This window comes from Streptomyces sp. NRRL S-920 (assembly GCF_000717945.1).
Lineage (GTDB): Bacteria > Actinomycetota > Actinomycetes > Streptomycetales > Streptomycetaceae > Streptomyces > Streptomyces alboniger.
This window is the reverse complement of sequence record NZ_JODF01000035.1, coordinates 12,582-34,893: the sequence shown is the minus strand read 5'-3', so window position 1 is coordinate 34,893 and position 22,312 is coordinate 12,582. Positions and strand designations below refer to the sequence as shown.

The window sequence follows — 22,312 nt, the reverse complement described above, 5'->3', positions numbered from 1 at the left end:
ATCTCAGGGCAGAAAGAGCCGCCGCACGACGCGTTCGGCGGCCTTCCCGTCGTCGTAGGGGCAAAAGCGCGCTCGGAACGCGGACCGCAGCCTCGTGGCCTCCGGGGTGTCCCAGCCGCCGTCGCGGAACAGGTCGGCCAGTTCGTCCTCGGTGGTGGCCACGGCCCCGGGCGTCTCGCCCGCCCGTCCGGAGAGCAGGTCGAAGTAGGTGCCGCGGGCCAGGCGGTAGGCCTGCCAGTCGGGGGCGTACGTCACGATCGGGCGGTCCAGGCAGGCGTAGTCGAACATCAGTGAGGAGTAGTCCGTGACGAGCGCGTCGGCGGCGAGGCACAGGTCCTCCACGCGCGCGTGCCCGGTGACGTCGATGAGCTGCGGGTGCGCGTCGAGTCCGGCGTCGGCGCCGTAGAAGTAGTGGGCGCGCACCAGGACCACGTAGTCGGGGCCGAGCCGTTCGGCGAACCGCTTGAGGTCCAGGCGGGGCAGGAAGCCCTTCTGGTAGTCGCGGTGGGTCGGCGCGTACAGCAGCACGGTCCGTCCGTCGCCGACGCCCAACCGCGTGCGGATACGGGCGATCTCGTCGTCATCTGCCGTGAAGTACACGTCGTTGCGTGGATAGCCCGCCTCCAGCGGCTGGTACGCGGTGGAGGGGTAGACGCGCTCCCAGATCTCCGTGGAGTGCGGGTTGGCGGAGAGGCTGTAGTCCCACTGGTCGGTGTGGTCGAGGACCTTCTGGAAGCTGATGCCGTGCGTGCCCGCCGGGTAGCGGCGCTGGTCCAGGCCCATCTTCTTCAGCGGGGTGCCGTGGTGGGTCTGGAGGTAGACCTGGCCGGGGCGCTTGGTGAATCCGCCGGGGAAGCTGGAGTTGTTGATGAGGTACGTGGCGGTGGCCATCGCCTGCCAGTAGCGCCGGGAGCCTTCGACGACGTAGTCGACCCCGGCGGGCACCCTGTGCCTGTGGCGGCCCGAGACCACCCACACGCCCCGGATGTGCGGGGCCAGTTCGCGGGCCTTGGCGTGGATGGCGGCGGGGTTGCAGGAGACCGCGCGGTTCCAGTAGGCGCCGTAGACCGCGAGGTGCGGGTCGAGGGCGCGGTGCAGGTCGGCGCGGTAGGCGGCGCGCATGGCGCGGGCGCGCAGCTTCTTCTTCTGCTCCTTGAGCCGCCGCGAGACGCGCAGGCGCCGGGACTCGGCCTTGCGCAGGCCTTCGTAGGCGGTGAAGGAGGCGGCGGCGAGGGCCCTCTCCTCGGGGGTGCGGGATTCGGTGCCGGGGGCCGCGTACGTGCGGTGGACGCGGGCCGCCTCGCGGAAGAAGTCGCGCCGGTCGCCCGCGCGGATCCGCCCGGGGTCGTCGAGGACGGCGAGGAGGTGGGCCGCGGCGTGCGGCAGGAGCCGGGCGCGGTCGGCGGGCCCGGCGGCGGCGAGGAGTTCCTCGTACCGCCCGACGACGGCGAAGTGGTGTCTGCCCGGCGTCTTGGAGAAGCTGCCGCCGCGCCGCTCGCGCCAGCGCACGCAGCTCCGGTCGAGGACGGCGAGACGCTCGCCCGCGCGCAGGGTCGCGGTGTGGACCGGCACCACGTCCTCGTACGCCCCTTCGGAGAAGGCCAATTGCCGCTCGCGCCAGAAGCCGCGCCGGAAGACGCGGTTCCAGGCGGCCGGGGTGACGGACAGGGGGTCGCCGGTGAGGGGGCCGCCGCCGGGGCGGACGGTCTCCCACCAGTCGACGCGGTCGTGCGCGAAGAGCAGGACGTCCGGGTCGCCCCGTTCCGTGAGGGCCGCGTCCAGGGCTTCGAGGGCGCCCGGCAGCAGGAGGTCGTCCCCGTCGAGGAAGAGGAGGTAGTCGCCGGTGGCGCGGTCGGCGCCGATGTTGCGCGCGGGGCCCGGACCCGCCTGGGCGGGGACGCGCAGCAGTTGCACGCGCGGGTCGCGCTCCGCATACTCCGCGGCGATCGCGGCGCAGGCGTCGGGCGAGGCGTCGTCGACGACGGTCAGTTCGAGGTCGCCGAAGGACTGGGTGAGCACCGAGTCCAGGCATTCGCGCAGGTAACCCTGGACGCGGTGGGCGGGGACGACAACCGAGAAGCGCGACATGACAACCGACCGTAACCAGCGGGACACGGCCTGTCGAAGACCTCCCGTCACTCATTGGGGTGACAGAAGCCGAAGGGACTGACCGTCGGGAGCGACGAGCGGGCAAAAGGGGCTAAATATGCCCGTACTCCCATGAAAGGCCGGTCGCCGTGCAGCCCCGTCTCAGCGTCGTCGTGCCCATCTACAACGTCGAGGAGTTCCTGGAGGAGTGCCTGGAGTCGATCGCCCGGCAGACCGTGCAGACCGCGCAGACCGGGCGGACCGGGCGCACCCCGGCCGGCCCCGGGCGACCGGGCGGGCCGGAGGGTCCCGGCGGCCTCGAATGCGTCATGGTCGACGACGGCTCGACCGACGCCAGCCCTCTCATCGCGCGTGAGTTCGCCGCCAAGGACCCCCGTTTCGTCTATGTCCGCCAGCGCAACGCCGGGCTGAGCGCGGCCCGCAACACCGGGGTGCGCAAGGCGTCGCCCACCGCCGAGTTCCTCACCTTCGTCGACAGCGACGACGTCGTGCCGCACGACGCGTACGAGCGGATGATCGCGAGCCTGGACGAGACCGGCTCGGACTTCGCGAGCGGCAACGTCTGGCGGCTCACCGAGCGCGGCCGCTCGCAGGCCTGGCAGTACAAGTGGCTGACCGAGCCGCGCGCCCGTACGCACATCTCGCGCGACCTGGACCTGCTCTCGGACCGCGTGGCCTGGAACAAGGTGTTCCGCCGCTCCTTCTGGGACCGGCACCGCTTCACCTTCCCCGAGGGCAAGCTGTACGAGGACACGCCCGTGATGATCCCGGCGCACTTCCTCGCCGGGTCCGTGGACGTACTCAGCGACCACGTCTACTACTGGCGGGTCCGCGAGGGCTCCATCACCCGGCGGCGCACCGACGTCAAGGGCGTGCGCGACCGGATCGCGGCGTGCGCGCACGTCAGCGGCTTCCTCGCCCAGCACGCGCCGGAGATGAAGAAGACGTACGACGTCTCCTGTCTGCGCGACGACTTCGTGTACTTCCTGGAGGGCCTGCCGATGGGCGGCCCCGAGTACCGCGCGGCGTTCATGGCGGACGTGGCGGCGTTCCTGCGCCGCGCCGACCCGTCCGTGATCACCGGACTCCCCGTCGACCTGCGCGTCAAATGGCAGCTCGTCCGCGAGTCGCGCACCGCCGAACTCATCGAGCTGCTCGCCTTCGAGCAGGCCAACGGCACCGCCTTCCACGTCCGCGGCGCCCTGCGCCGCAGCGCCTCCTACCCGGGCGTCGGCCGCGTACCCGAGAAGCTGGCGCGGATCGGGCGGGGCGAACTGCCCGTCGTGGCGCGGGTCGGCGAGGCCCGGTGGGACGCCGAGGGGAAGCTGCGGATCAGCGGATACGCGTACGTACGCAATCTGGCGGCGACCCGCCCCGGGCACTCCCTCAAGGCGGGGCTGCTCAAGTCGGCGCGCAGCAGGGGGCAGTTCCGCCGCGTGCCGACGAGGACGGTCGCCGCGCCGCAGGCCACCGAGGAGTCCCGGCAGCGCCTGCACTGCTACGACCTGTCCGGCTTCGAGATGACCGTCGACCCCGACCAGCTGAGGACCGGCGGGAGGTGGCGGCCGGGGAACTGGCTGCTCGGCGTGGTCGTCGCGGGCCACGGCACGGTGCGGCGCGCGGCCGTGCGGTCCGCCGACGGGGCGTCCGCGCAGTCCCTGGTGCGCGAACTCGGCGAGGGGCTGCGCCTGGTCCTCGGCTTCAGCAAGGGCCGGCTCGTGCTGCGGATCCAGGAGTACGCGGCGCGCGTGGACGCCCACCGGCGCGACGGGGGCGATGTCGTGCTGAGCGGGAGCCTGCCGGGGCGCGTGCGGCCGAGGGCCCTGCGGCTCACCCACAAGCATTCCGGCACGGACTTCGACTATCCCGTGGCGCTCGCCGACGACCGCTTCGAGGTCCGGGTGCGGCTCGCGGACCTGGCGGGCGTGCCGCCCACGCCGCACCTCGCGCCCAAGGAGGTCGAGCCGCCGCACGGCGACCGCTGGCAGGCCAACCTCGTGCTGCCCGACGGCAATCTGAAGTCCCTCGCGGCGACGTTGGACCTGGCTCCGGGGCGGTACGCGTCGGAGACGGGCCGCGAGCTGTGCGCCACCGCCAACGACCAGGGCCAGCTGATCGTCGAACTGACCCGGCAGCCGATCGCCGACCGCGTCGCGTGGGGCCCGGACGGCACGCTGACCGTCGAGATGCCGGCGAGCGGGTCCGGTTGGCCCGAGGCGGAGTTCGTCCTGCGGCACAGCAGCCGCGACGAGGAGCTGGCGGTTGCCGCCGAACGCGTCGGCGAGCGGCTGCGCGCGGTGGTCGCGCCGGGGGGCGGGGCGCTTCGGGAGGGGCGGTGGTACGCGTTCCTCCGGGAGGCGGGTCCCGGGGCGGGGCCCGGGGCGGGATCCGGCGAGGGGGCCGGGCAGCAGGAAGACGGCCGGCGGGAGGACGGCATGCCCGTGCGGCTGCTCGCCTCCGTGGCGGCGGAGCTGCCCCTTCACCAGGTCGCCGAGGGGCGGGAGTTCACCGTCGACCGGCGCTTCGGAGACCGGCTGCTCGTCGAGGCGGGGGCCGTCCTCCCCCGCTCCGAACGCGGGGCCTACCGTCAGCACCGGCTGCGCACCGCCCACTATCCGAGCCACCGCGAGCGGCCGCTGACGGACGCCGTCCTGTACTTCGACGGGGACTCGCCCCGCGCCGTCCACGAGGAGCTGGTGCGGCGCGGCGCCGACGTCGAGCACCTGTGGGTCACGCACGACCAGCAGACCCGCGTACCGGCCGGCGCGAAGGGCGTGGAGGAGCACAGCGCCGCCTGGTACGAGGCGCTGGCCCGCTGCCGCCGCATCGTGACGGCGGGCCACCTCCCGGACTTCTTCGAGCGCCGCGAGGGCCAGACCGTCGTACAGACCTGGAACGGCGCCCCGCTCAAGCGCATCGGCACCGACCTCACCGGCACCCTCTACGCCGACCACGGCCACCTCGACGCGCTGCCGAGGCTGTCGCGCCAGTGGGACGTGCTCGTCTCGCCGAACCGCTTCTCCACCCCGCACCTGGGCCGCGCCCTCGCCTACGACGGCGAGGTCCTGGAAGCGGGCTCGCCCCGCAACGACGTGCTCTTCGGCGACGACCGCCGCAAGACCGCCGAGCGGGTCCGCCGCGATCTCGGCCTCTGCCCGGACAAGCGGATCGTGCTGTACGCGCCGACCTACCGGGACCATCTCGCGTACTCCCCGGGCCGGTTCCGCTACGAGCCCGCGCTCGACTTCCGCGCCGCCGAGTCGGTGCTCGGCGACGACCACGTCCTGCTGGTGCGCAAGCACCCGCTGACGGCGGGCCGGCTGCCCGGCGCCCGCGCGCCCTTCGTACGGGACGTGTCGGCCCACCCCCGCGCCGCCGAACTGCTCCTGATCGCCGACGTGCTGGTGACCGACTACTCCTCGCTGATGTTCGACTTCGCGCACACCGGGCGCCCGATGCTCTTCCACGCGTACGACCTGGAGCACTACCGCGACACCGTGCGCGGCTTCTACCTCGACTTCGAGACGAGCGCGCCCGGCCCGCTGCTCGCCTCCACCGGCGAGGTCGTCGAGGCGCTGCGCGACCTGGACGCGATCGCGGCCCGCCACGCGGACGCGTACACGGCGTTCCGCGAGGCCTACTGCGACCTCGACGACGGCAGGGCCGCGGCCCGCGTCGTGGAGAGGCTGATGCGGTGACCGGCACGCTCCTCGCCCGCAGGACCGCCTTCGGCGCGACGGCGCTGGGCGGCGGCCGGCGGTGGCGCCCCTCCCCCTTCCTGGTCCTCGGCGGGCTGTTCTGGCTCGTGATGTCGCTGGCGTTCTGGCGGGTGCCGATGTGCTGCGACTTCGGGCAGCACGCGGCGGTGGTCGAGCGGCTCAAGGACGACCTGCTCCATCCCGCGCACCCGATGGCGGACCTGCCGGGCGACGGCAGCGCGTACTACTCGCCGTACGCGGTCGTCCAGGGCCTGTTCGCCAAGGTGACGGGCCTCGCGGGCTGGCAGGTCGTGAAGCTCTCGGGCCCGCTCAACCTCCTGGTGCTGCTCACCGGCATCGGCCGTTTCGTGCGCGGCCTCACCCCCCGTCCGTGGGCGCCGGTCCTCGCGCTGTTCGCGATGGTGCTGCTGTGGGGCACGCGCATGGCGTGGTGGAGCGGCTATCTGGGCCTGATGTCGATGACGGGGAACCTCGGCTACCCCTCGACGTTCGCGATCGGCCTGGCGTTCTGGGCGTGGGCGTGGGCCGGTTCGCTGGCCGACGGCCCTCGGCGGGACCTTTGGCCGTACGTCGGTCTGGGCGCCCTGTGCGGGCTCGTCCTGCTCATCCATCCGATCTCCTCGGTGGCGGCGGTGCTCGGCGTGGTCGCGTTCGCGGCGTCCGGCCGCAGGGCGTGGGAGTGGGCGAGGCTCGGGGCGTGGACGGCAACGGCCGCGACCGCCCTGGCCGTGGCGGCGCTCTGGCCGTACTTCAGCGTCTTCTCCCTCGTCGGTGACGAGAGCGTGGACTGGATCCACCGCCAGCTCTACACCGAGATGCCCCAGCGGTTCTGGCTGGCGCTGCTCGGCCTGCCGGCCCTGTGGCTTCGGTTGCGCAGGGACCGCAGGGACCCCCTGGTGCTGATGTTCGCCCTGGAGTGCGCCGTCGTCGCGTACGGCTGGGTCAGCGGTCACTACACCTACGGCCGCATCCTCGGTCTGACGCTGGTCCCGCTCCAGTTCGCGCTCGCCATCGAGCTGGCGGCGCCGCGGCCCTGGGGGTGGCGGCGGGGCGCGCTCGCCGGGGCGACGGCGCTCGGGGCGTGCGTCGGGTTCTTCCAGATCCAGGCGGGCGCCGTCGTGCCGCGCGCGCTCGACCCGATCGGCTTCGACCAGCCGCCGCGGTGGCCGGGCTACGGCTGGGCGGTCGGTCATATGGACCGGGGCGACGTCGTCCTGACCGACGGCTACCGCCCCACGCGGTCCGTGCCCGGCCTCGGCGCCAATCTCGTCGCCCCCGCCTGGCCGGACGCCTCGCTCGCCGAGGACGTACGCAACCGCCGGCTCGCGGCCGTGCGCGCCTATCTCGCCCCCGACTCCACGCGTGCGGAGCGCGCCGCGATCGTCCGCCGCTACGAGGTGCGGTGGCTGCTGCTCGGCCCCGGCCAGAAGCTGCCGCCGGAGGCGGTGGTCGTCGACTGGAGCCGGCGGACCGGCGAGGTGCTGGCGCGGGTGGGCGGGGCCACTCCGGCGAATGCCCCCCTAATCGGATAATTACGAGCAACCTATAAAATTTCCTCCGTGGACCGCACCCTGTCTCACCCGACTGCCCAGAACTCACCCGCCCCTAACTCCCGCACCTCCCGGGTCTCCGTCGTCGTGATCGGCTACAACGACGCGGCCCACATCGCCGACGCGGTGCGCTCCGCGCTGGCCCAAGGGCCCGTCGTCCGCGAGGTGATCGCCGTCGACGACTGCTCGACGGACGGCAGCGCGCGGATCCTGGCCGCCCTCGCCGAACAGGACCGGCGGGTACGGGTGATCCGCCGTGCGAGCAACAGCGGCGGCTGCGGCACGCCCCGCAACGACGGGATCGACGCCGCCCGCGCGCCGTACGTGATGTTCCTCGACAGCGACGACGTACTGCCGCCCGGCGCGGCCCTCGCGCTGCTCGCCGCGGCCGAGCGGCACGGCTGCGAGGTCGCATCGGGCCTGTGCGTACGCCGCGAACTGCCCTCGGGGCGCGAGGTGCCCTGGCAGCCGGAGCTGTACGCGAAGGCCCGGCTCGTCGCCCGCCCCGAGCTGCGCACCCGCCTCGTCCACGACACGCTGTGCGTCAACAAGCTCTACCGCGCGGACTTTCTGCGCGAGCACGGCATCCGCTTCCCCGAAGGCCGCTTCATCTACGAGGACTTCGTCTTCACCGCGCGCATGCTCGCCGCGGGGCCGCGCATCGCGCTCGTCCCCGACACGGTGTACGTGTGGCATGTGCGCCGCGCCGCCGCCAAGCTGTCGATCTCCCTGGACCGCGCCGGGATCGCCAACTGGCAGGCCCGCATGGAGGCGCACCGCCAGTCCGTGGAGATCCTGCGGGACGCGCGCGGCGCCGGGGGCAAGCGGCTCGCGCGGGCGGCCCGCGCCAAGTTCGTCGACCACGGGCTGCGCATGTACACCCGAGAACTGCCCGCGCGCGGCGAGGAGTACCAGCGCGAGTGGTGGTCGCTCACGCGCGCGTACCTGACGACGTTCGACGCGGCCGACCTCGACGCCGCGCCCGCCCCCGGCCGCGTCATCGCGCGCGTCGTCCTCGCCTCCGAAGAGCCGCGCGACCTGACCCGGCTGAAGCAGGTTGCGGCGCGGCCCGCCCGGCTCGTGCCGCCGTATCCGAGGGCGGCCGACGCCACCCCCATCTGGGCGGACGACCTCCCCCACGTCACCCTGGAGCACCTGCTCGTACGTCCCATGCGCCTGCTGCCCCTCGTGGTGGACGGCGAGCTGCGGCCGCGCGCGGGCGGCACCCGGCTCACGCTGCGGCTGCGCGAGCTGTACGGGCGGGTGGCGCAGGCGGGCCCCGCTACCGTCGACGTCGAGCTGATCCACCGGCAGAGCGGTCTGCCGGGCCTGCGCAGGACGGCGGCGTTCGGCGCGGAGCGGCCCGGTGGGACGTGGACGGCCACGGTCCTGCTCGACCTCGGTGCGCTGGACGGGGCGGTGTGGGACGTACGGCTGCGGCTCCACTTCGACGACGGGACGACGCGTGACACGACCGCGCGGGCCGTCCCCGGACCCGGACTGCTGCGCCGCACGGTGGTGCCGGGCGGGCGGCGCGGCGTCCTGCTCGTCCAGCCGTACGCCACCCAGGCGGGGAACCTCTCGGTGCGGCTCGCGCCCGGGGTGCGGGGCGTCGCCGGAGTCGTGAAGCGGCGCGCGGCCCGGCTCGTCCGGTCCGCCCTTGACGCCGCACGGCGTGCTTCGGGGCTCTGACGCGCCCCGTACACGCCCTCTGCGAGACTTGCAGGCCACCTCGACGTACGCACGACAGGACGGGACAAGACGACCATGACCTGGCTGATCACCGGCGGCGCCGGATACATCGGAGCGCATGTCGTCCGCGCCATGACGGAGGCGGGCGAGCGGGCCGTGGTCTACGACGACCTGTCCAGCGGCATCGCCGAGCGCGTCCCCGCGGGCGTCCCCCTCGTGACCGGCTCGACCCTGGACGCGGACCTGCTGGCCCGCACCCTGAAGGACCACGCGATCACCGGCGTCGTCCATCTCGCGGCGAAGAAGCAGGTCGGCGAGTCGGTGGAGCGGCCCCTGCACTACTACCGGGAGAACGTGGAGGGCCTGCGGGTGCTCCTCGAAGCGGTCGTGGACGCCGGCGTGCCCTCCTTCGTCCTCTCCTCCTCGGCCTCGGTGTACGGCATGCCCGAGGCCGACCTCGTCACCGAGGAGACGCCGTGCCTGCCGATGAGCCCGTACGGCGAGACGAAGCTGGCGGGCGAGTGGCTGGTGCGGGCCGCGGGGCGCGCGCACGGTCTGGCGACGGCGTCCCTGCGCTACTTCAACGTGGCGGGCGCCGCCACGCCGGAACTCGCCGACACCGGCGTCTTCAACCTCGTGCCGATGGTCTTCGAGAAGCTCACGGCCGGCGAGGCCCCCCGCATCTTCGGCGCGGACTACGCCACCCCCGACGGCACGTGCGTACGCGACTACATCCACGTCACCGACCTGGCCGAGGCCCATGTGGCGACGGCCCGCAAGCTCGCGTCGGCCGCGCCCGGCACGGACCTGACCCTCAACATCGGCCGGGGCGAGGGCGTTTCGGTCCGCGAGATGACGGATCTCATCAACGACGTCACGGGCTACGACACGCCCGCGGAGGTGACCGGCCGCCGCCCCGGCGACCCGGCCCGCGTGGTCGCCGCGGCGACCCGCGTCACCACGGAACTGGGCTGGTCGGCCAAGCGGGACGTACGCGACATGATCGCGTCGGCGTGGGCCGGCTGGGTACGGCTGCACCCGGAGGCGGGGCGCGACTGACCCCGTCCGTGCGCGGCCGTCCTGCCGACCTCGGGGTCCGGCGAGCCCCCGCCGCGCCTCAGAGCGCCCGCAGCCCCGCCGCCGTGGCCGCCGCGAGCCTGCCCAGGTAGCCCTTGGGCAGGTCGGCCCGCACCACCACGGAACGCCAGTAGAGCGGCCCCGACACCAAGTCGAGGGCCAGTTCCCCGTCGACGCCCGCGCGCAGTTCGCCCCGCTCGACGGCCGCCCGCACGATCCCGCTCGCGACCCCGTGCTGCCCCTCCCGCAGCGCCTTCTGGAGGGCCTCGGCGATCTCGGGGTTGCGGGCCGCCTCCGCCTGGAGGTCCGGGATGATCTGGGAGGCGACGGGGTGCCGCAGCGCGCGCGAGGTCACCTCGTACAGCAGCCGCAGATCCCCCTCCAGGGAGCCCGTGTCCGGCGCGGGCAGGCCCTGGACCGCTATGGCCGAGACCAGGTCGAGCACGAGGTGCAGCTTGGAGCGCCAGCGGCGGTACACGGCCGTCTTGCCCACGCCCGCCCGGCGCGCGATGCCCTCGATGGACATGCGGGCGTAGCCGACGGAGGCCAGTTCCTCGAAGACCGCGGCCCGGATCGCCTCGGTCACGTCCTCGCGGAGCACGGCGGCCCCGGCGGGCGCCCTGCGGCGCGGCGGTTCACCGCGCGGTCCGCTCGCCCGTTCACCCTGCGGCCTGCTCGTCGTCATACGGACAGCATAAACAGCGCCAAGCGTCACGACGATACGGTTGCGTTCCGACGTATCGTCGCCCTACGCTCGGCGTGGCGACGATACGGGCCCGTCCCGACGTACGCCGCAGCCTCCCGACGCCTCCCCGAGCGAAAGCCACGGATGTGAGCCAGGTCCTCGACGCACCCCCGCCGCCCCGTACGACCAGCACGGCGGCCGCCGCCCTCTCCCCCGCCGAACTCGCCGCCCGGCACGGCCTGACCGTCAGCGGCGCCCGCCCCTCCCTGCCCGCCTACGTCCGCCAGCTGTGGCAGCGCCGCCACTTCATCACCGCCTTCGCGACGGCCAAGCTGACGGCCCAGTACAGCCAGGCGAAGCTCGGCCAGCTCTGGCAGGTGATGACGCCGCTGCTGAACGCGGCGGTCTACTACTTCATCTTCGGCGTCCTGATGGACACCAAGCGGGACGTGGCGGACTACGTCCCGTTCCTGGTCACCGGCGTCTTCGTCTTCACGTTCACCCAGCAGTCCGTCATGGCGGGCACCCGCGCCATATCGGGCAGCCTCGGCCTGGTCCGCGCCCTGCACTTCCCGCGCGCCTCGCTGCCCATCTCGTACTGCCTGCAACAGCTCCAGCAGCTGCTCTTCTCCATGGGCGCGCTGGTGGTGATCCTGCTCTGCTTCGGCGTCCCGCCGACGGCGTCCTGGCTGCTGGTGGTCCCCGTCCTGGCCCTCCAGTTCACGTTCAACACGGGCCTCGCGCTCGTCATGGCCCGGCTCGGCAGCAAGACGCCGGACATCGCGCAGCTGATGCCGTTCGTACTGCGGACCTGGATGTACGGGTCCGGGGTGATGTGGAGCATCGACGCCGTCCTCAAGGACCGGCACCTGCCGCACGCCGTACAGGTCCTCCTGGAGTGCAATCCGGCCGCCGTCTACATCGATCTGATGCGGTTCGCCCTCATCGACACCTTCCACGCGGAACAGCTTCCGCACCACGTGTGGGCCTGGGCGCTCGGCTGGGCGCTGCTCGCCGGGATCGGCGGGTTCATCTACTTCTGGAAGGCAGAGGAGACGTACGGCCGTGGCTGAGACCCCGCAAGGACAGGGGCGGGAGCACCACGCCCCCACCGTGATCGTGGACGCCGTCGACATCGTCTACCGCGTGCACGGCGCGGGCGCCACCACGGGCCGGGGCGCCGCGACCGCCGCGCTCGGCCGCATCCTGAAGCGGGGCGGCTCCCCCGGCGTCCGCACCGTCCACGCCGTCAGGAACGTCTCCTTCACCGCCCGCGAGGGCGAGGCCATCGGCCTGATCGGCACCAACGGCTCGGGCAAGTCCACACTGCTCAAGGCGGTCGCGGGCCTGCTGCCCGTCGAGCGCGGCCGGATCTTCACCGACGGCCAGCCCTCCCTGCTCGGGGTCAACGCGGCCCTGATGAACGACCTGACCGGCGAGCGCAACATCCACCTCGGCGGCCTCGCCATGGGCATGTCGCGCGCACAGGTCAAGGAGCGCTACCAGGAGATCGTCGACTTCTCCGGGATCAACGAGAAGGGCGAGTTCAGCACGCTCCCCATGCGCACGTACTCCTCCGGCATGGCGGCACGTCTGCGCTTCTCCATCGGCTCCGCCAAGGACCACGACGTCCTGCTCATCGACGAGGCGCTGGCCACCGGGGACCGCTCCTTCCAGAAGCGCTCCGAGGCCCGCATCCGCGAACTGCGCGAGCGCGCGGGCACGGTCTTCCTGGTCAGCCACAACAACAAGTCGATCCGCGACACCTGCGACCGCGTGCTGTGGCTGGAGCGCGGCGAGCTGCGGATGGACGGCCCGACAGCGGACGTACTGAAGGAGTACGAGCGTTATACAAACCCGGACAGGTAGCCCTTTTGTCGTACCAATACCCGCATCCTTACACTATGGGAGCGTTTAGCAACAGAAGGAGTACGCGTGCAGCCACGGCTGAGTGTTGTCGTCCCCGTCTACAACGTCGAGCTGTACCTCGACGAGTGCCTGGAGTCCCTGGCGGCCCAGACCTTCACGGACTTCGAAGTGGTCATGGTCGACGACGGCTCGACGGACGGCAGCGCGGCCATCGCCGGGGCCTTCGCGGCGGCCGACCCGAGGTTCCGGCTGATATCCCAGGAGAACAAGGGGCTGGGCGCGGCACGCAACACCGGCGTGCGGGAGATGTCCCCGCACAGCGAGTACCTCGCGTTCGTGGACAGTGACGACACGCTGCCCGCCACCGCGTACGCACTGATGATCGAGACGCTGGACGAGACCGGTTCGGACTTCGCGGCGGGCAACGTCACCCGCTTCCGCTCCGCCGGGTACGTCCAGTCGCCCGTGCACCGCGTGCCCTTCGCGACGACCAGGCTGCGTACGCACGTCTCGAAGTTCCGCCCGCTGCTGACCGACCGCACCGCGTGGAACAAGGTCTACCGCCGCTCCTTCTGGGAGCGGCACCAGCTCGCGTACCCGGAGGCCATGCTCTACGAGGACGCCCCCGTCAGCGTCCCCGCGCACTACCTCGCGGACGCCGTGGACGTCCTGAGCGAGCCGGTCTACAACTGGCGCGAGCGGGAGATCGGCGAGCGCTCCATCACCCAGAACCGCACCAACCCGCAGGGCCTGATCGACCGCGTGAGGTCGATCCGCATGGTCCGCGAGTTCCTGCTCGCACGCGTCGCCGACGACCCCGTGTACACCGACCATCTGCGCGTCTACGACCACAACGCGCTCGCCGAGGAGATCCCCCTCTTCTGGCGGGTCCTGCCGGGGTCGGACGCCGCGTACCAGGAGGCGTTCCTGGAGCACGTGGGCCGGCTCGTCCGCGAGATCGGGCAGGACGCGGTGCGGGCGCTGCACGTGCCGCACAAGCTGAAGTTGTATCTGACCGTGCACCGGCGCCTGGACGAGCTGATCGCGCAGCTGGAGTACGAGAAGGAGCACCCCGGCTCGATCCCCGTGACCGGCACGCTGCACCCGAAGGCCGACTACCCCTTCCTCGACACGGCCGCCCCCGTGCCGGACGCGGTCCTGCGCCTCGACCCCGAGCTGCGGCTGCGCAGCCGCCTCGACGAGGCCGCCTGGCACGACGGCAAGCTGTGGCTGTCCGGCTGGGCGTTCGCCCGCCAGCTCGGCGCCGAGTCCCGGAGCAAGGCGCTCAAGTCGCTCATCCTGAAGGAGAAGGGCAGCCGCCGCACGGTGCTCGTGCCCGCCCGCAGCCACCTCGACCCGGAGGCCACGGTGGCCTCGGGCGCGGAGTTCCGGCACGCCGACTGGGCTGGCTTCGGGGCGCTCGTGAACCCCTCGCGGCTGCGGCGGCGCGGCAAGTGGGCCGACGGGCTCTGGTACGTACGGATCGCCGTGGCCGGCACGGGCGCGACGCCCCGGCGCGGGCCGCTGTACGGCGCGGGCACGGGCTCGGGTCAGACGCCTCCCGCGCACTGGGTCACCGAGGACGTCCGCGTCGCCCCCCAGATCCACGACGGTGAGCTGGCCATCCGCGTGGAGACGGCGCACGCGCGTGCGCTGGAGGTCCGCGCGGAGGGGTCCGGCCTTCTCGTACGGGGCATCCTGCGCACGGCGCCCATGGGCGAGCCCCGCCTGCGCATGCGCCACCGCGAGTCCGGCACGGTCCTGTCCGCCCCGCTGGACCTCGACACCCCGAGGGAGGGCCGCGTCCCCTTCACAGCTCTGGTGGAGACGGCGTCCCTGAGGGAGGTCCGCGAGGACCACGAACGCCTGCGCCCCACCCAGGCGGAACGGTCGATCGGGCGGTGGGACATGTCGGTGGAGGTGACAGCTGCCGCTGCCGCTGTGGGCAATCGTTCCGCAGGGCGGAACGGGTGGGCACAGCCCTCAGCGCCGGGTGCGGCTAAAGAGGCGCCCATCAAAACGACCCGCCTAGCCCTCATCCTGGACGACCGAGAAGGCTTCACCGGCGCCCAGTTCCCCCAGGCCGACCGCACGGTCTACGCCCGGCGCAGCCCGGGAGGCTACCTCCAGCTCTGCGACCAGCCGGTCCAGCCCCTGGTCGACCACATCTCCGTACAGCCCGGCGGCACCGTCACCCTCACCGGCAGCTACCCCGCGAAGGGCGCCCACGACCTCACCCTCGTCCTCCGCCAGACCTGGTCGGGCCACGAGTACACGTTCCCGGCGAAGGCGGCCGACGGCCGTTTCGAGGCCCGCTTCGTCCCCGCCCCCACCCACCACCACGCGGGCCGGACCCCCCTGCGCGCCGGCTTCTGGTGGCCGTCCGTCCAGCAGCCGGACGGCACCCGTACCGCCGTCCAGCTCGCCCCGCCGGTCCATGCCCACCTCCCCCTGGAGGCTGCGGCGCACGGCAAACGCGTGGAGCTACAGGCCCGCCAGTACGACCAGCTGGCGCTGATGGCCCACTCCGAGCTGCGCCCCGACGAGCGCAGCCGCTACCGCCAGACCCGGCTGCGCACGCGGACCTACCCCGCCGCCCGCCACGAACCGCTGCGCGAGGCCGTCCTGTACGACGTCTTCGGCGGCCGCATGTACGGCGACTCCCCGCGCGCCATCCACGAGGAGATGGTCCGCCGCGGGCTGCCGGTCGAACACCTGTGGGTCGTCAAGGACGGCCAGTGCGAGGTCCCCGGCACGGCGAAGGCGGTCCGCGTGCACAGCCCCGAGTACTACGAGGCGATGGCCCGCTCCCGCTACATCGTCGGCAACACGCACTTCCCGCGCTGGCTGGAGCGCCGCGAGGGCCAGCAGATCGTCCAGACCTGGCACGGCACCCCGCTGAAGCGGATCGGCTTCGACTTCGACAACGACCACTTCGCCAGCACGCAGTACCTGATGGACCTGGACCGCGAGCGCCACCAGTGGTCGATGCTGCTCTCCCCGAACCGGTTCAGCACGCCGATCATGCGCAGCGCCTTCCGGTTCGGCGGCGACGTGGACGGCGAACTCCTGGAGGCGGGCTACCCCCGCAACGACGTGCTGCTCGCCCCCGACCGCGCCGAACGTGCCGCGAAGGTGCGCCGCGCCCTCGGCCTGCCCGAGGGCAAGAAGGTCGTCCTGTACGCGCCGACGTGGCGCGAGGACAAGCAGCGCCACCGCGGCGGTTTCCTGCTCGACCTGCGCGTCGACCTGGAGAAGGCGCGGCACGAACTGGGCGACGACCACGTCCTGCTGGTCCGCCCGCACGCGCACGTCGTGGAGCCGGTGCCGGGCGCGGGCGACGGCTTCGTGTGGGACGTCGCGGGCTACCCCGACATCATGGACCTGCTCCTGATCGTGGACGTGCTGGTCACCGACTACTCCTCGGTGATGTTCGACTTCGCCGTGACGGGCCGTCCGATGCTGTTCTTCACCTACGACCTGGAGCACTACCGCGACCGTCTGCGCGGCTTCTACTTCGACTTCGAGAAGCGCGCGCCGGGACCGCTGGTGCCGACCTCCGACGAGCTGATCACCGCGCTGCGCGACCTGGAGTCGGCGACCGGGCCGTACGCGCAGGCGTACGACGAGTTCCGCGCCGAGTTCTGCGACCTGGACGACGGGCGGGCCGCGAGCCGCGTGGTGGACCGGATGCTCGCCCACCGAGGGGCGGCGACCGCATGAACACACAGGAGGGGGGCACCGCCGTGCCCGCAGAACAGAACGAGGCACTGAGTGAGGCATCGAGCGAGGAACTGCGCGACGCGGTCGGCCCCGCGCTGAGCGTCGTCGTCCACGGCCGCGACGTCCAGGGCCGCCTCGGCGCCCACCTGGACGCCCTCGCCGCGCAGGCCTCCCCCGGCGTCGAGGTGGTCGTCGCCGCGGTGGGCGCCGCCGCGCGGGCCGCGGCCGAGGACCGGCCCGGCGTCACCGTCGTACCGCTGCCCGAGGGCACGGGCGACGCGGCGGCGCGGGCGGCGGGCGCCGAGCGGGCGGGCGGGCGCTGGCTGCACTTCGTGCACAGCAAGGACACCGTGCCGACGGGCGCGCCCCGCACGGTGGCGGACCGCGTCGCGGACCTCCAGGACGGCGTGGACGTCCTGCTGGTCGACCACGTCCGCTCGACGTGGCGGCACCAGGGGATGCCGAGCCCCGACGGCACATTCCTCGCCAAGCAGGGCCGCAAGGACCTGCCGCTCACGGACTGCCCCGACCTGCTGCGGGTCACGCCGGTGCTCGGCAACCGCGTGCTGCGGGCGGACTTCTGGCGGGCGCACGCCGGCCGGCTGGCCGCGGCGGACGAGACGTACGCCGCGTACGCCGCGCCGCTGCTCGCGGGCCGGATCGCCGCACTCGACCAAGTCGCCCTGAACGTCAACGAGTTGCGGGTGGAGAGCCTGCCCCCGGCCACCCCCGAGGACCGGTTCGCGGTCATCGAGCGCTACGAATCGCTGCTCGCCCTGGCCGCGGACCTCGGCCTCCCGGCGGCGCCCCGCACCGCGCTCTACGACGTGATGGTCGGCGACTGCCTGCGGATCGTCGCCCGCGAGAAGCTGCCCGACCCCGTCCGCAGGGAGTTCTTCCACCGCGCCGCCAAGGCGGCCGTCGCATGGCGGCCCGAGGGATACCAGCGGCCGGGCGGCCTGGAGGGCGTACGGCGCCGCATCCTCGAAGAGGACGCGTACACGAAGTACCGCACGTTCCAGACCGCCAACCAGCAGCGCCGCAAGCTCAGGTCGGCGGTCGTCTCACGCAAGCACAAGGTGGGCGTGAAGGTCCGCGACCTGCGCTACCGCAGGGAACTGGAACGCCCCGTCGACCCCCACCTCGCGGTGTTCACGGCCTATTGGGACCGGGGCGTCGCCTGCAACCCGGCGGCCATCGCGGCGAAGCTCGCCGAACTCGCCCCGCACATCCACCCGGTGTGGGTCGTCTCGGCGGCGAACGCGCCGCTGCTGCCGCCCGGCACCGACCACGTCGTGCCCGGCACGCGCCGCTACTGGGAGGTGATGGCCCGCGCCACGTACCTGGTCAACAACGTCAACTTCCCCAACGCGGTCGTCAAGCGCCCCGACGCGATCCACCTCCAGACCCACCACGGCACCCCGCTCAAGCGCATGGGCCTGGACCAGCTCGACTACCCGGCGGCGGCCAAGGGCCTGAACTTCCACAGCCTGCTGGCGCGCGTCGACAAGTGGACCTACAGCGTCTCCGCGAACAGCCACTCCACGCGGATGTGGGAACGCGCGTATCCCGCACGCTACGAATCCCTCGACTACGGCTATCCGCGCAACGACGTCTTCTACAGCGCGACGGCCGCCGACATCCGCGCGATCCGCGAGCGGCTCGGCATCGCGCCCGGCAAGCGGGCGATCCTCTACGCCCCGACCCACCGCGACTACGAGGCTGCCTGGACCCCGCGCCTGGACCTGGCGACGCTCGCCGACCGCCTCGGCGAGGACACGGTCCTGCTCGTGCGCGGCCACTACTTCTACGGCGGTACGGCCTCGCCGCTCGCGGGCCTGCGCAGGAGCGGCCGGATCATCGACGTCTCCTCCTACGACCCCGTGGAGGACCTCTCCCTCGCGGCGGACGCCCTGATCACGGACTACTCGTCGATCATGTTCGACTACGCCAACCTGGACCGCCCGATCGTCATCTACGCCGACGACTGGGAGACGTACGCCACGACGCGCGGCGTGTACTTCGACCTGCTGACCGAGGCCCCGGGGCCCGTGGCACGCACGCAGGAGGAACTGACGGAGGTCCTCACCTCCGAGGCGTGGCGCGACGGCTCGTCGGCCAAGGCGCGCAAGGCGTTCCGCGAGCGCTTTTGCGAGTACGACGACGGGCGGGCCGCCGAGCGGGTCGTACGCCGGGTCTTCCTCGGCGAGAGCGAGGAGTCCCTGCCGCCGGTGACCCCGGTCGACGAGCGCACGCCGGCCCCGACGCCCGAGGAGGCGACGCAGCGATGACCCGCACCCCCGATGTCACCGTGACGGTGATCGTCTACAACGACGCGGACCGCCTGCCGCGCGCGGTGGCGTCCCTGCGCCGCCAGACGCACGAGAACATCGAGATCGTCATCAGCGACGACCACTCGACGGACAACACCCCCGCGTTCGCACGCCGGTTGGCCGCGGAGGACGACCGCATCACGTACCTGCGCCTCCCGGAGAACAGCGGCGGATGCAGCGCGCCGCGCAACCGGGCGCTGGACATCGCGCGCGCCCCGTACCTGATGTTCCTGGACAGCGACGACGAACTCCCGGAGCGGGCGGTCGAGTCGCTGCTGGCTGCGCACCGCGAACGGGAAGTGGACTTCGCGATGGGCGCGGTGGAGCGGATCCGCGTCGACACGGGCCGCACCTCGACGTGGATGCCGCACCTGGTGGCGGAGCACCGCACGGTGGACGGCATCGAGGCGGAACCGGCCCTCTTCTTCGAACACCTCTCGACGAGCAAGATGTACCGCCGGGAGTTCCTGGACCGCAACGACCTGCGCTTCCCTGAGGGCATCCACTACGAGGACCAGCTGTTCTCGGCGCAGGCGTACTGCCTGGCGAGGGCCTTCACGGTGATCCCGGACCCCGTCTACCGCTGGTACATAGCGCCGTACGAGGCGGCGGAGTCGGCGTCGATCTCGAACCAGCGCCACAAGCTGTCGAACGTACGGGACCGGATCCACGTCCAGCGCCTGATAGACGACTTCCTCCTCACCAGCGGTCACGCGGCCGTCCGGGAGGCCAAGGACTACAAGTTCCTGAAGCACGACTTCCGGATGTACGCGGGTGATCTGCCGTTCCGTGACGAGGAGTGGCTGACGGCCTTCGCGGACATCGTGAACCCGTACCTGGCGGAACTTTCCCCGGGCGCGTACGCCCGCCTCCCCCGAGCCGAACGGGTCGTCCTCCAACTGGTCCGGGACAACCGCCTGGCGGAGGCGCAGCTGGCGGCGCGGGGCCTGGGCCACGGGGTGGCGCCGCGCGAGACGTCGATGGACGCGGCGGGGCGTGTGTACTGGGGCGGGCGGCTCCCGGAATCGGACCGGTCCCGCGCCGAACTGGACCTCACCGACCAGGGCCTGGACTCCCGCCCCTTCCCGAGCGCGCAGTTCCGCCACGAGATCACGCGCATCGAGCGCGGTCCTGGCGCGACGGTCGACCTCACGATCCGCACGTACGACCCGGGCCTGCGCCTCCCGGTCGGCCCCCAGGTGGCCACCCTCCTCCTGGCCCCGGGCCACCGCCGCATGAAGACCCCGTTCCGCCTGGACCCGGTCCGCCCCGGCGTCTTCGAGGGCAGGGCCCACCTGGACCTGACCCTGGCCCCCCTCCCCCTCAACGGCTTCGAGGGCACCCGCCACCCGGTCCTCCAACTGACGTCGGGCCCCCTGCGCAACACGTCCCTGCTCCTGGCCCCCCTGACGTTCCCGACCCTGCGGGCCCGCATCGACTACCACTCCGGAGCGACCCCGCACGAGGTCACGGTAGAACCGGAGGCCCGCGCCTCGGGCCGCCTCCAACTCCGCTGGACCCCGGTGGGCGTAACGGCCAAGCTCATCCGCCCGCTGGCCCGCAGGGCGGGGGCGAAGGCGGGGGCGCGGGTCCGCAGGGCGGCGGGGCTGGTGGCTAGCGTGGTGCGGTGACTACTCCGCAGGCGCGGCAGCAGATCCGGTCTTGAACACCACCCACACGGTTTTACCGGGGACGTGTGAGGTGACCCCGAAGTCGTCGCTCAGAGTGCTCGCGAGGAAAAGTCCTCGACCACCCGTGTCCTCGACGCCCTGGTCGAGCACCTGCGGCTGCCCGTCGCCGCTGTCCACCACCTCGACGCGGAGGAACGGGACGTCGAGGACAAGGCGCAGACAGAACTCCCGCCCGGGAGGGACGCCATGCAGCACGGCATTCGTGGCGAGTTCGGACACGCAGAGCCGGATGTCGTCCAGCCGTTCAGCGATGCCCCACTCCATGAGGATCTCAACAGCGAAGGAGCGTGCGGCACTCACAGATCTGCGAGTGCGGGGAAACCGTCGTTGCCGTAACAGGGGCACGCAAACCACCGCCTTGTTCCTGGACTGTACGATGGCGAGGAACGTATCGCTATTCGCGAAAAGCAGCAAGGTTAGGCCAAGGCGGGTACTCGGCGTGATTTGCTTACCGTGTACCCGAGCAGGGTCGCCGCCCATCGGTCAGCAGATCGGTCAGCAGGAGGACGCCATGAAGGACAGCGCGTGGGTCAGTACCTCGATGCCGTACCTGGCACCGCGGGAGAAGGGGCAGCCCGAAGCCTGGGGCGAAGAGGCCGCCGCGCGGGGCGGCAGGGGCAGCCAGCGCATCGTGCACGCCGGCGAGGTGCCCGCGCCGAAGGAAGTCGCCGCCCTGCTCGGCGTATCGGCCGGAGAACCAGTGGTCGTACGCCGCAGGGTCATCGAACTCGACGACGTACCCTGCGAGTTGACGGACACCTACTACCCCGCGGAGATCGCCCGCGGGACCCGCCTCGCCGGGACCGGGAAGATCCGCGGCGGAGCCGTCACGCTCCTCGCCGAACTCGGGCACGTCGGCGTGCGTGTCCGCGAGGACGTCACCGCCCGCATGCCCGATACCGCCGAACGCGAAGCCCTGCGCCTGGGAGGCGACGAACCGGTCCTCCGACTGAACAGGGTCACCCTGGACGGCGATGACCGGCCGATCCAGGTCGACATGATGGTCATGCCCGCCCACCTCCAGCGGCTCCGCTACGAGATCAGGATCGGATGACAGTGCCCCACATCGACGACGGCACGAGAGACCACCGCTCCCTGCACGAGCGGATCGCCGCCGATCTCCGCGACGAGATCATGAGCGGCGACCTCGCTCCGGGCTCGAAGCTGCCCTCCACGAGCCGACTCAAAGAGCGGTTCGACGCGTCCAACGCCACGATCCAGAAGGCGCTGCACCTCCTCAAGGACGAGCGGCTCGTCGTCGGCCGGGCCGGTGCGGCGGTCACCGTGCGCGAGCACCGGCAACGGACGATGCGGCCCGCTTCATACATGGCCCCGGCGCCGCCCGGAGAGCCCTACCGCTGGCTCACCGAGGCGGCCAAGCACGGCGCCCGCGCGCACAGCACGCTGCTGGAAGTGACGGAGACTCGGCCTCCGGCCGACGTCTCGGCGGCCCTGCACCTCTCCGACGGCGAATCGGCAGCCCTCCGCAGCCAGATCCTCTTCCTGGACGACGAGCCGGTCGAACTGGTCACGTCCTACTACCCGTTGAGCCTTGCCCACGGCACGCCCATCATGGGCAAGCAGAAGATCCGGGGCGGCACCCCGGCCCTCCTCGCCGAACTGGGCTTCCCGCCCCGCCTGAGCGTGGACCGGATCTCCGCCAGGGTCCCCACCCAGGAGCAGTACCAGGCCCTGCGCCTCCCGAGCGACCTGCCCGTACTGCGCACCCTGCGCGTCGTCTACAGCGACGAGGACCGCCCCATCGAGGCGACGGTCATGGTGAAGGCAGGCCATCTCTACGAAGTGCAGTACGAGTTCACACCCGAATGAGTCCTCGACCCGCGCTACCCGCACCGGCCCGATA

The 22,312-nt window shown here is 72.3% G+C and carries 14 protein-coding genes; 11 read left to right on the top strand and 3 right to left on the bottom strand.

The annotated features are described in order from the left end of the window. Window positions 1-3: 3 nt before the first annotated feature. Window positions 4-2,088 (bottom strand): bifunctional glycosyltransferase/CDP-glycerol:glycerophosphate glycerophosphotransferase, encoded by a 2,085-nt coding sequence (locus tag IG54_RS0123935; RefSeq protein ID WP_030788079.1) that lies wholly within the window; start codon window positions 2,086-2,088, stop codon window positions 4-6. Window positions 2,089-2,237: 149 nt separating this feature from the next. Here IG54_RS0123935 and IG54_RS0123930 point away from each other — a divergent pair, with 149 nt between their 5' ends. The 4 genes from IG54_RS0123930 (at window position 2,238) to galE (ending at window position 10,129) form a co-directional block, all read left to right on the top strand. Next, window positions 2,238-5,807, top strand: coding sequence for a bifunctional glycosyltransferase/CDP-glycerol:glycerophosphate glycerophosphotransferase (locus IG54_RS0123930; protein ID WP_030788077.1), 3,570 nt, complete (start codon window positions 2,238-2,240; stop codon window positions 5,805-5,807). Beyond that, on the top strand, window positions 5,804-7,360 hold the full coding sequence (locus IG54_RS0123925; protein WP_030788074.1) for a hypothetical protein: 1,557 nt from the start codon (window positions 5,804-5,806) through the stop codon (window positions 7,358-7,360). The genes IG54_RS0123930 and IG54_RS0123925 overlap by 4 nt, the downstream gene beginning before the upstream one ends. A gap of 27 nt (window positions 7,361-7,387) precedes the next feature. Then, window positions 7,388-9,070 carry a glycosyltransferase family 2 protein gene (locus IG54_RS0123920; RefSeq protein WP_234336319.1) on the top strand — a complete coding sequence of 561 codons (1,683 nt, stop codon included), beginning with the start codon at window positions 7,388-7,390 and terminating at the stop codon, window positions 9,068-9,070. A gap of 75 nt (window positions 9,071-9,145) precedes the next feature. Next, window positions 9,146-10,129, top strand: a complete 984-nt coding sequence (gene galE, locus IG54_RS0123915) for a UDP-glucose 4-epimerase GalE (protein ID WP_030788069.1) — start codon at window positions 9,146-9,148, stop codon at window positions 10,127-10,129. Window positions 10,130-10,187: 58 nt separating this feature from the next. On the opposite strand, the gene IG54_RS0123910 is transcribed toward galE, so the two are convergent. Continuing rightward, window positions 10,188-10,832, bottom strand: coding sequence for a TetR/AcrR family transcriptional regulator (locus IG54_RS0123910; protein WP_030788067.1), 645 nt, complete (start codon window positions 10,830-10,832; stop codon window positions 10,188-10,190). A 146-nt stretch (window positions 10,833-10,978) separates the two neighbouring features. Here IG54_RS0123910 and IG54_RS0123905 point away from each other — a divergent pair, with 146 nt between their 5' ends. The 5 genes from IG54_RS0123905 (at window position 10,979) to IG54_RS0123885 (ending at window position 20,388) form a co-directional block, all read left to right on the top strand. Beyond that, window positions 10,979-11,905 carry an ABC transporter permease gene (locus tag IG54_RS0123905; protein ID WP_030788065.1) on the top strand — a complete coding sequence of 309 codons (927 nt, stop codon included), beginning with the start codon at window positions 10,979-10,981 and terminating at the stop codon, window positions 11,903-11,905. Then, window positions 11,898-12,701, top strand: a complete 804-nt coding sequence (locus tag IG54_RS0123900; protein WP_051819842.1) for an ABC transporter ATP-binding protein — start codon at window positions 11,898-11,900, stop codon at window positions 12,699-12,701. The genes IG54_RS0123905 and IG54_RS0123900 overlap by 8 nt, the downstream gene beginning before the upstream one ends. A gap of 66 nt (window positions 12,702-12,767) precedes the next feature. Further along, a complete protein-coding gene (locus tag IG54_RS0123895; RefSeq protein ID WP_030788050.1) occupies window positions 12,768-16,424 on the top strand; it encodes a bifunctional glycosyltransferase/CDP-glycerol:glycerophosphate glycerophosphotransferase in 3,657 nt (1,218 codons plus the stop codon). After that, on the top strand, window positions 16,421-18,715 hold the full coding sequence (locus tag IG54_RS0123890) for a CDP-glycerol glycerophosphotransferase family protein (protein ID WP_078594419.1): 2,295 nt from the start codon (window positions 16,421-16,423) through the stop codon (window positions 18,713-18,715). The genes IG54_RS0123895 and IG54_RS0123890 overlap by 4 nt, the downstream gene beginning before the upstream one ends. Further along, window positions 18,712-20,388: a glycosyltransferase family 2 protein gene (locus tag IG54_RS0123885; protein WP_030788044.1), complete on the top strand. Its 1,677-nt coding sequence runs from the start codon at window positions 18,712-18,714 to the stop codon at window positions 20,386-20,388. Before IG54_RS0123890 ends, IG54_RS0123885 begins: the two co-directional genes overlap by 4 nt. On the opposite strand, the gene IG54_RS0123880 is transcribed toward IG54_RS0123885, so the two are convergent. Next, window positions 20,389-20,793 carry an ATP-binding protein gene (locus tag IG54_RS0123880; protein WP_030788041.1) on the bottom strand — a complete coding sequence of 135 codons (405 nt, stop codon included), beginning with the start codon at window positions 20,791-20,793 and terminating at the stop codon, window positions 20,389-20,391. Between the two features lie 166 nt (window positions 20,794-20,959). Here IG54_RS0123880 and IG54_RS0123875 point away from each other — a divergent pair, with 166 nt between their 5' ends. Continuing rightward, window positions 20,960-21,502: a GntR family transcriptional regulator gene (locus tag IG54_RS0123875; protein WP_030788038.1), complete on the top strand. Its 543-nt coding sequence runs from the start codon at window positions 20,960-20,962 to the stop codon at window positions 21,500-21,502. Continuing rightward, complete coding sequence (locus tag IG54_RS0123870) at window positions 21,499-22,278, top strand: GntR family transcriptional regulator (RefSeq protein ID WP_030788035.1); 780 nt, start codon at window positions 21,499-21,501, stop codon at window positions 22,276-22,278. The genes IG54_RS0123875 and IG54_RS0123870 overlap by 4 nt, the downstream gene beginning before the upstream one ends. The last annotated feature ends 34 nt before the right edge of the window (window positions 22,279-22,312 follow it).

What these genes read in the sequence shown, in the direction of transcription:
- IG54_RS0123935 (WP_030788079.1), bottom strand. Translation starts at nt 2,088, where the DNA reads ATGTCGCGCTTCTCGGTTGTCGTCCCCGCCCACCGCGTCCAGGGTTAC.
- galE (WP_030788069.1), top strand. Translation starts at nt 9,146, where the DNA reads ATGACCTGGCTGATCACCGGCGGCGCCGGATACATCGGAGCGCATGTC.
- IG54_RS0123910 (WP_030788067.1), bottom strand. Translation starts at nt 10,832, where the DNA reads ATGACGACGAGCAGGCCGCAGGGTGAACGGGCGAGCGGACCGCGCGGT.
- IG54_RS0123890 (WP_078594419.1), top strand. Translation starts at nt 16,421, where the DNA reads ATGAACACACAGGAGGGGGGCACCGCCGTGCCCGCAGAACAGAACGAG.
- IG54_RS0123885 (WP_030788044.1), top strand. Translation starts at nt 18,712, where the DNA reads ATGACCCGCACCCCCGATGTCACCGTGACGGTGATCGTCTACAACGAC.
- IG54_RS0123875 (WP_030788038.1), top strand. Translation starts at nt 20,960, where the DNA reads ATGAAGGACAGCGCGTGGGTCAGTACCTCGATGCCGTACCTGGCACCG.
- IG54_RS0123870 (WP_030788035.1), top strand. Translation starts at nt 21,499, where the DNA reads ATGACAGTGCCCCACATCGACGACGGCACGAGAGACCACCGCTCCCTG.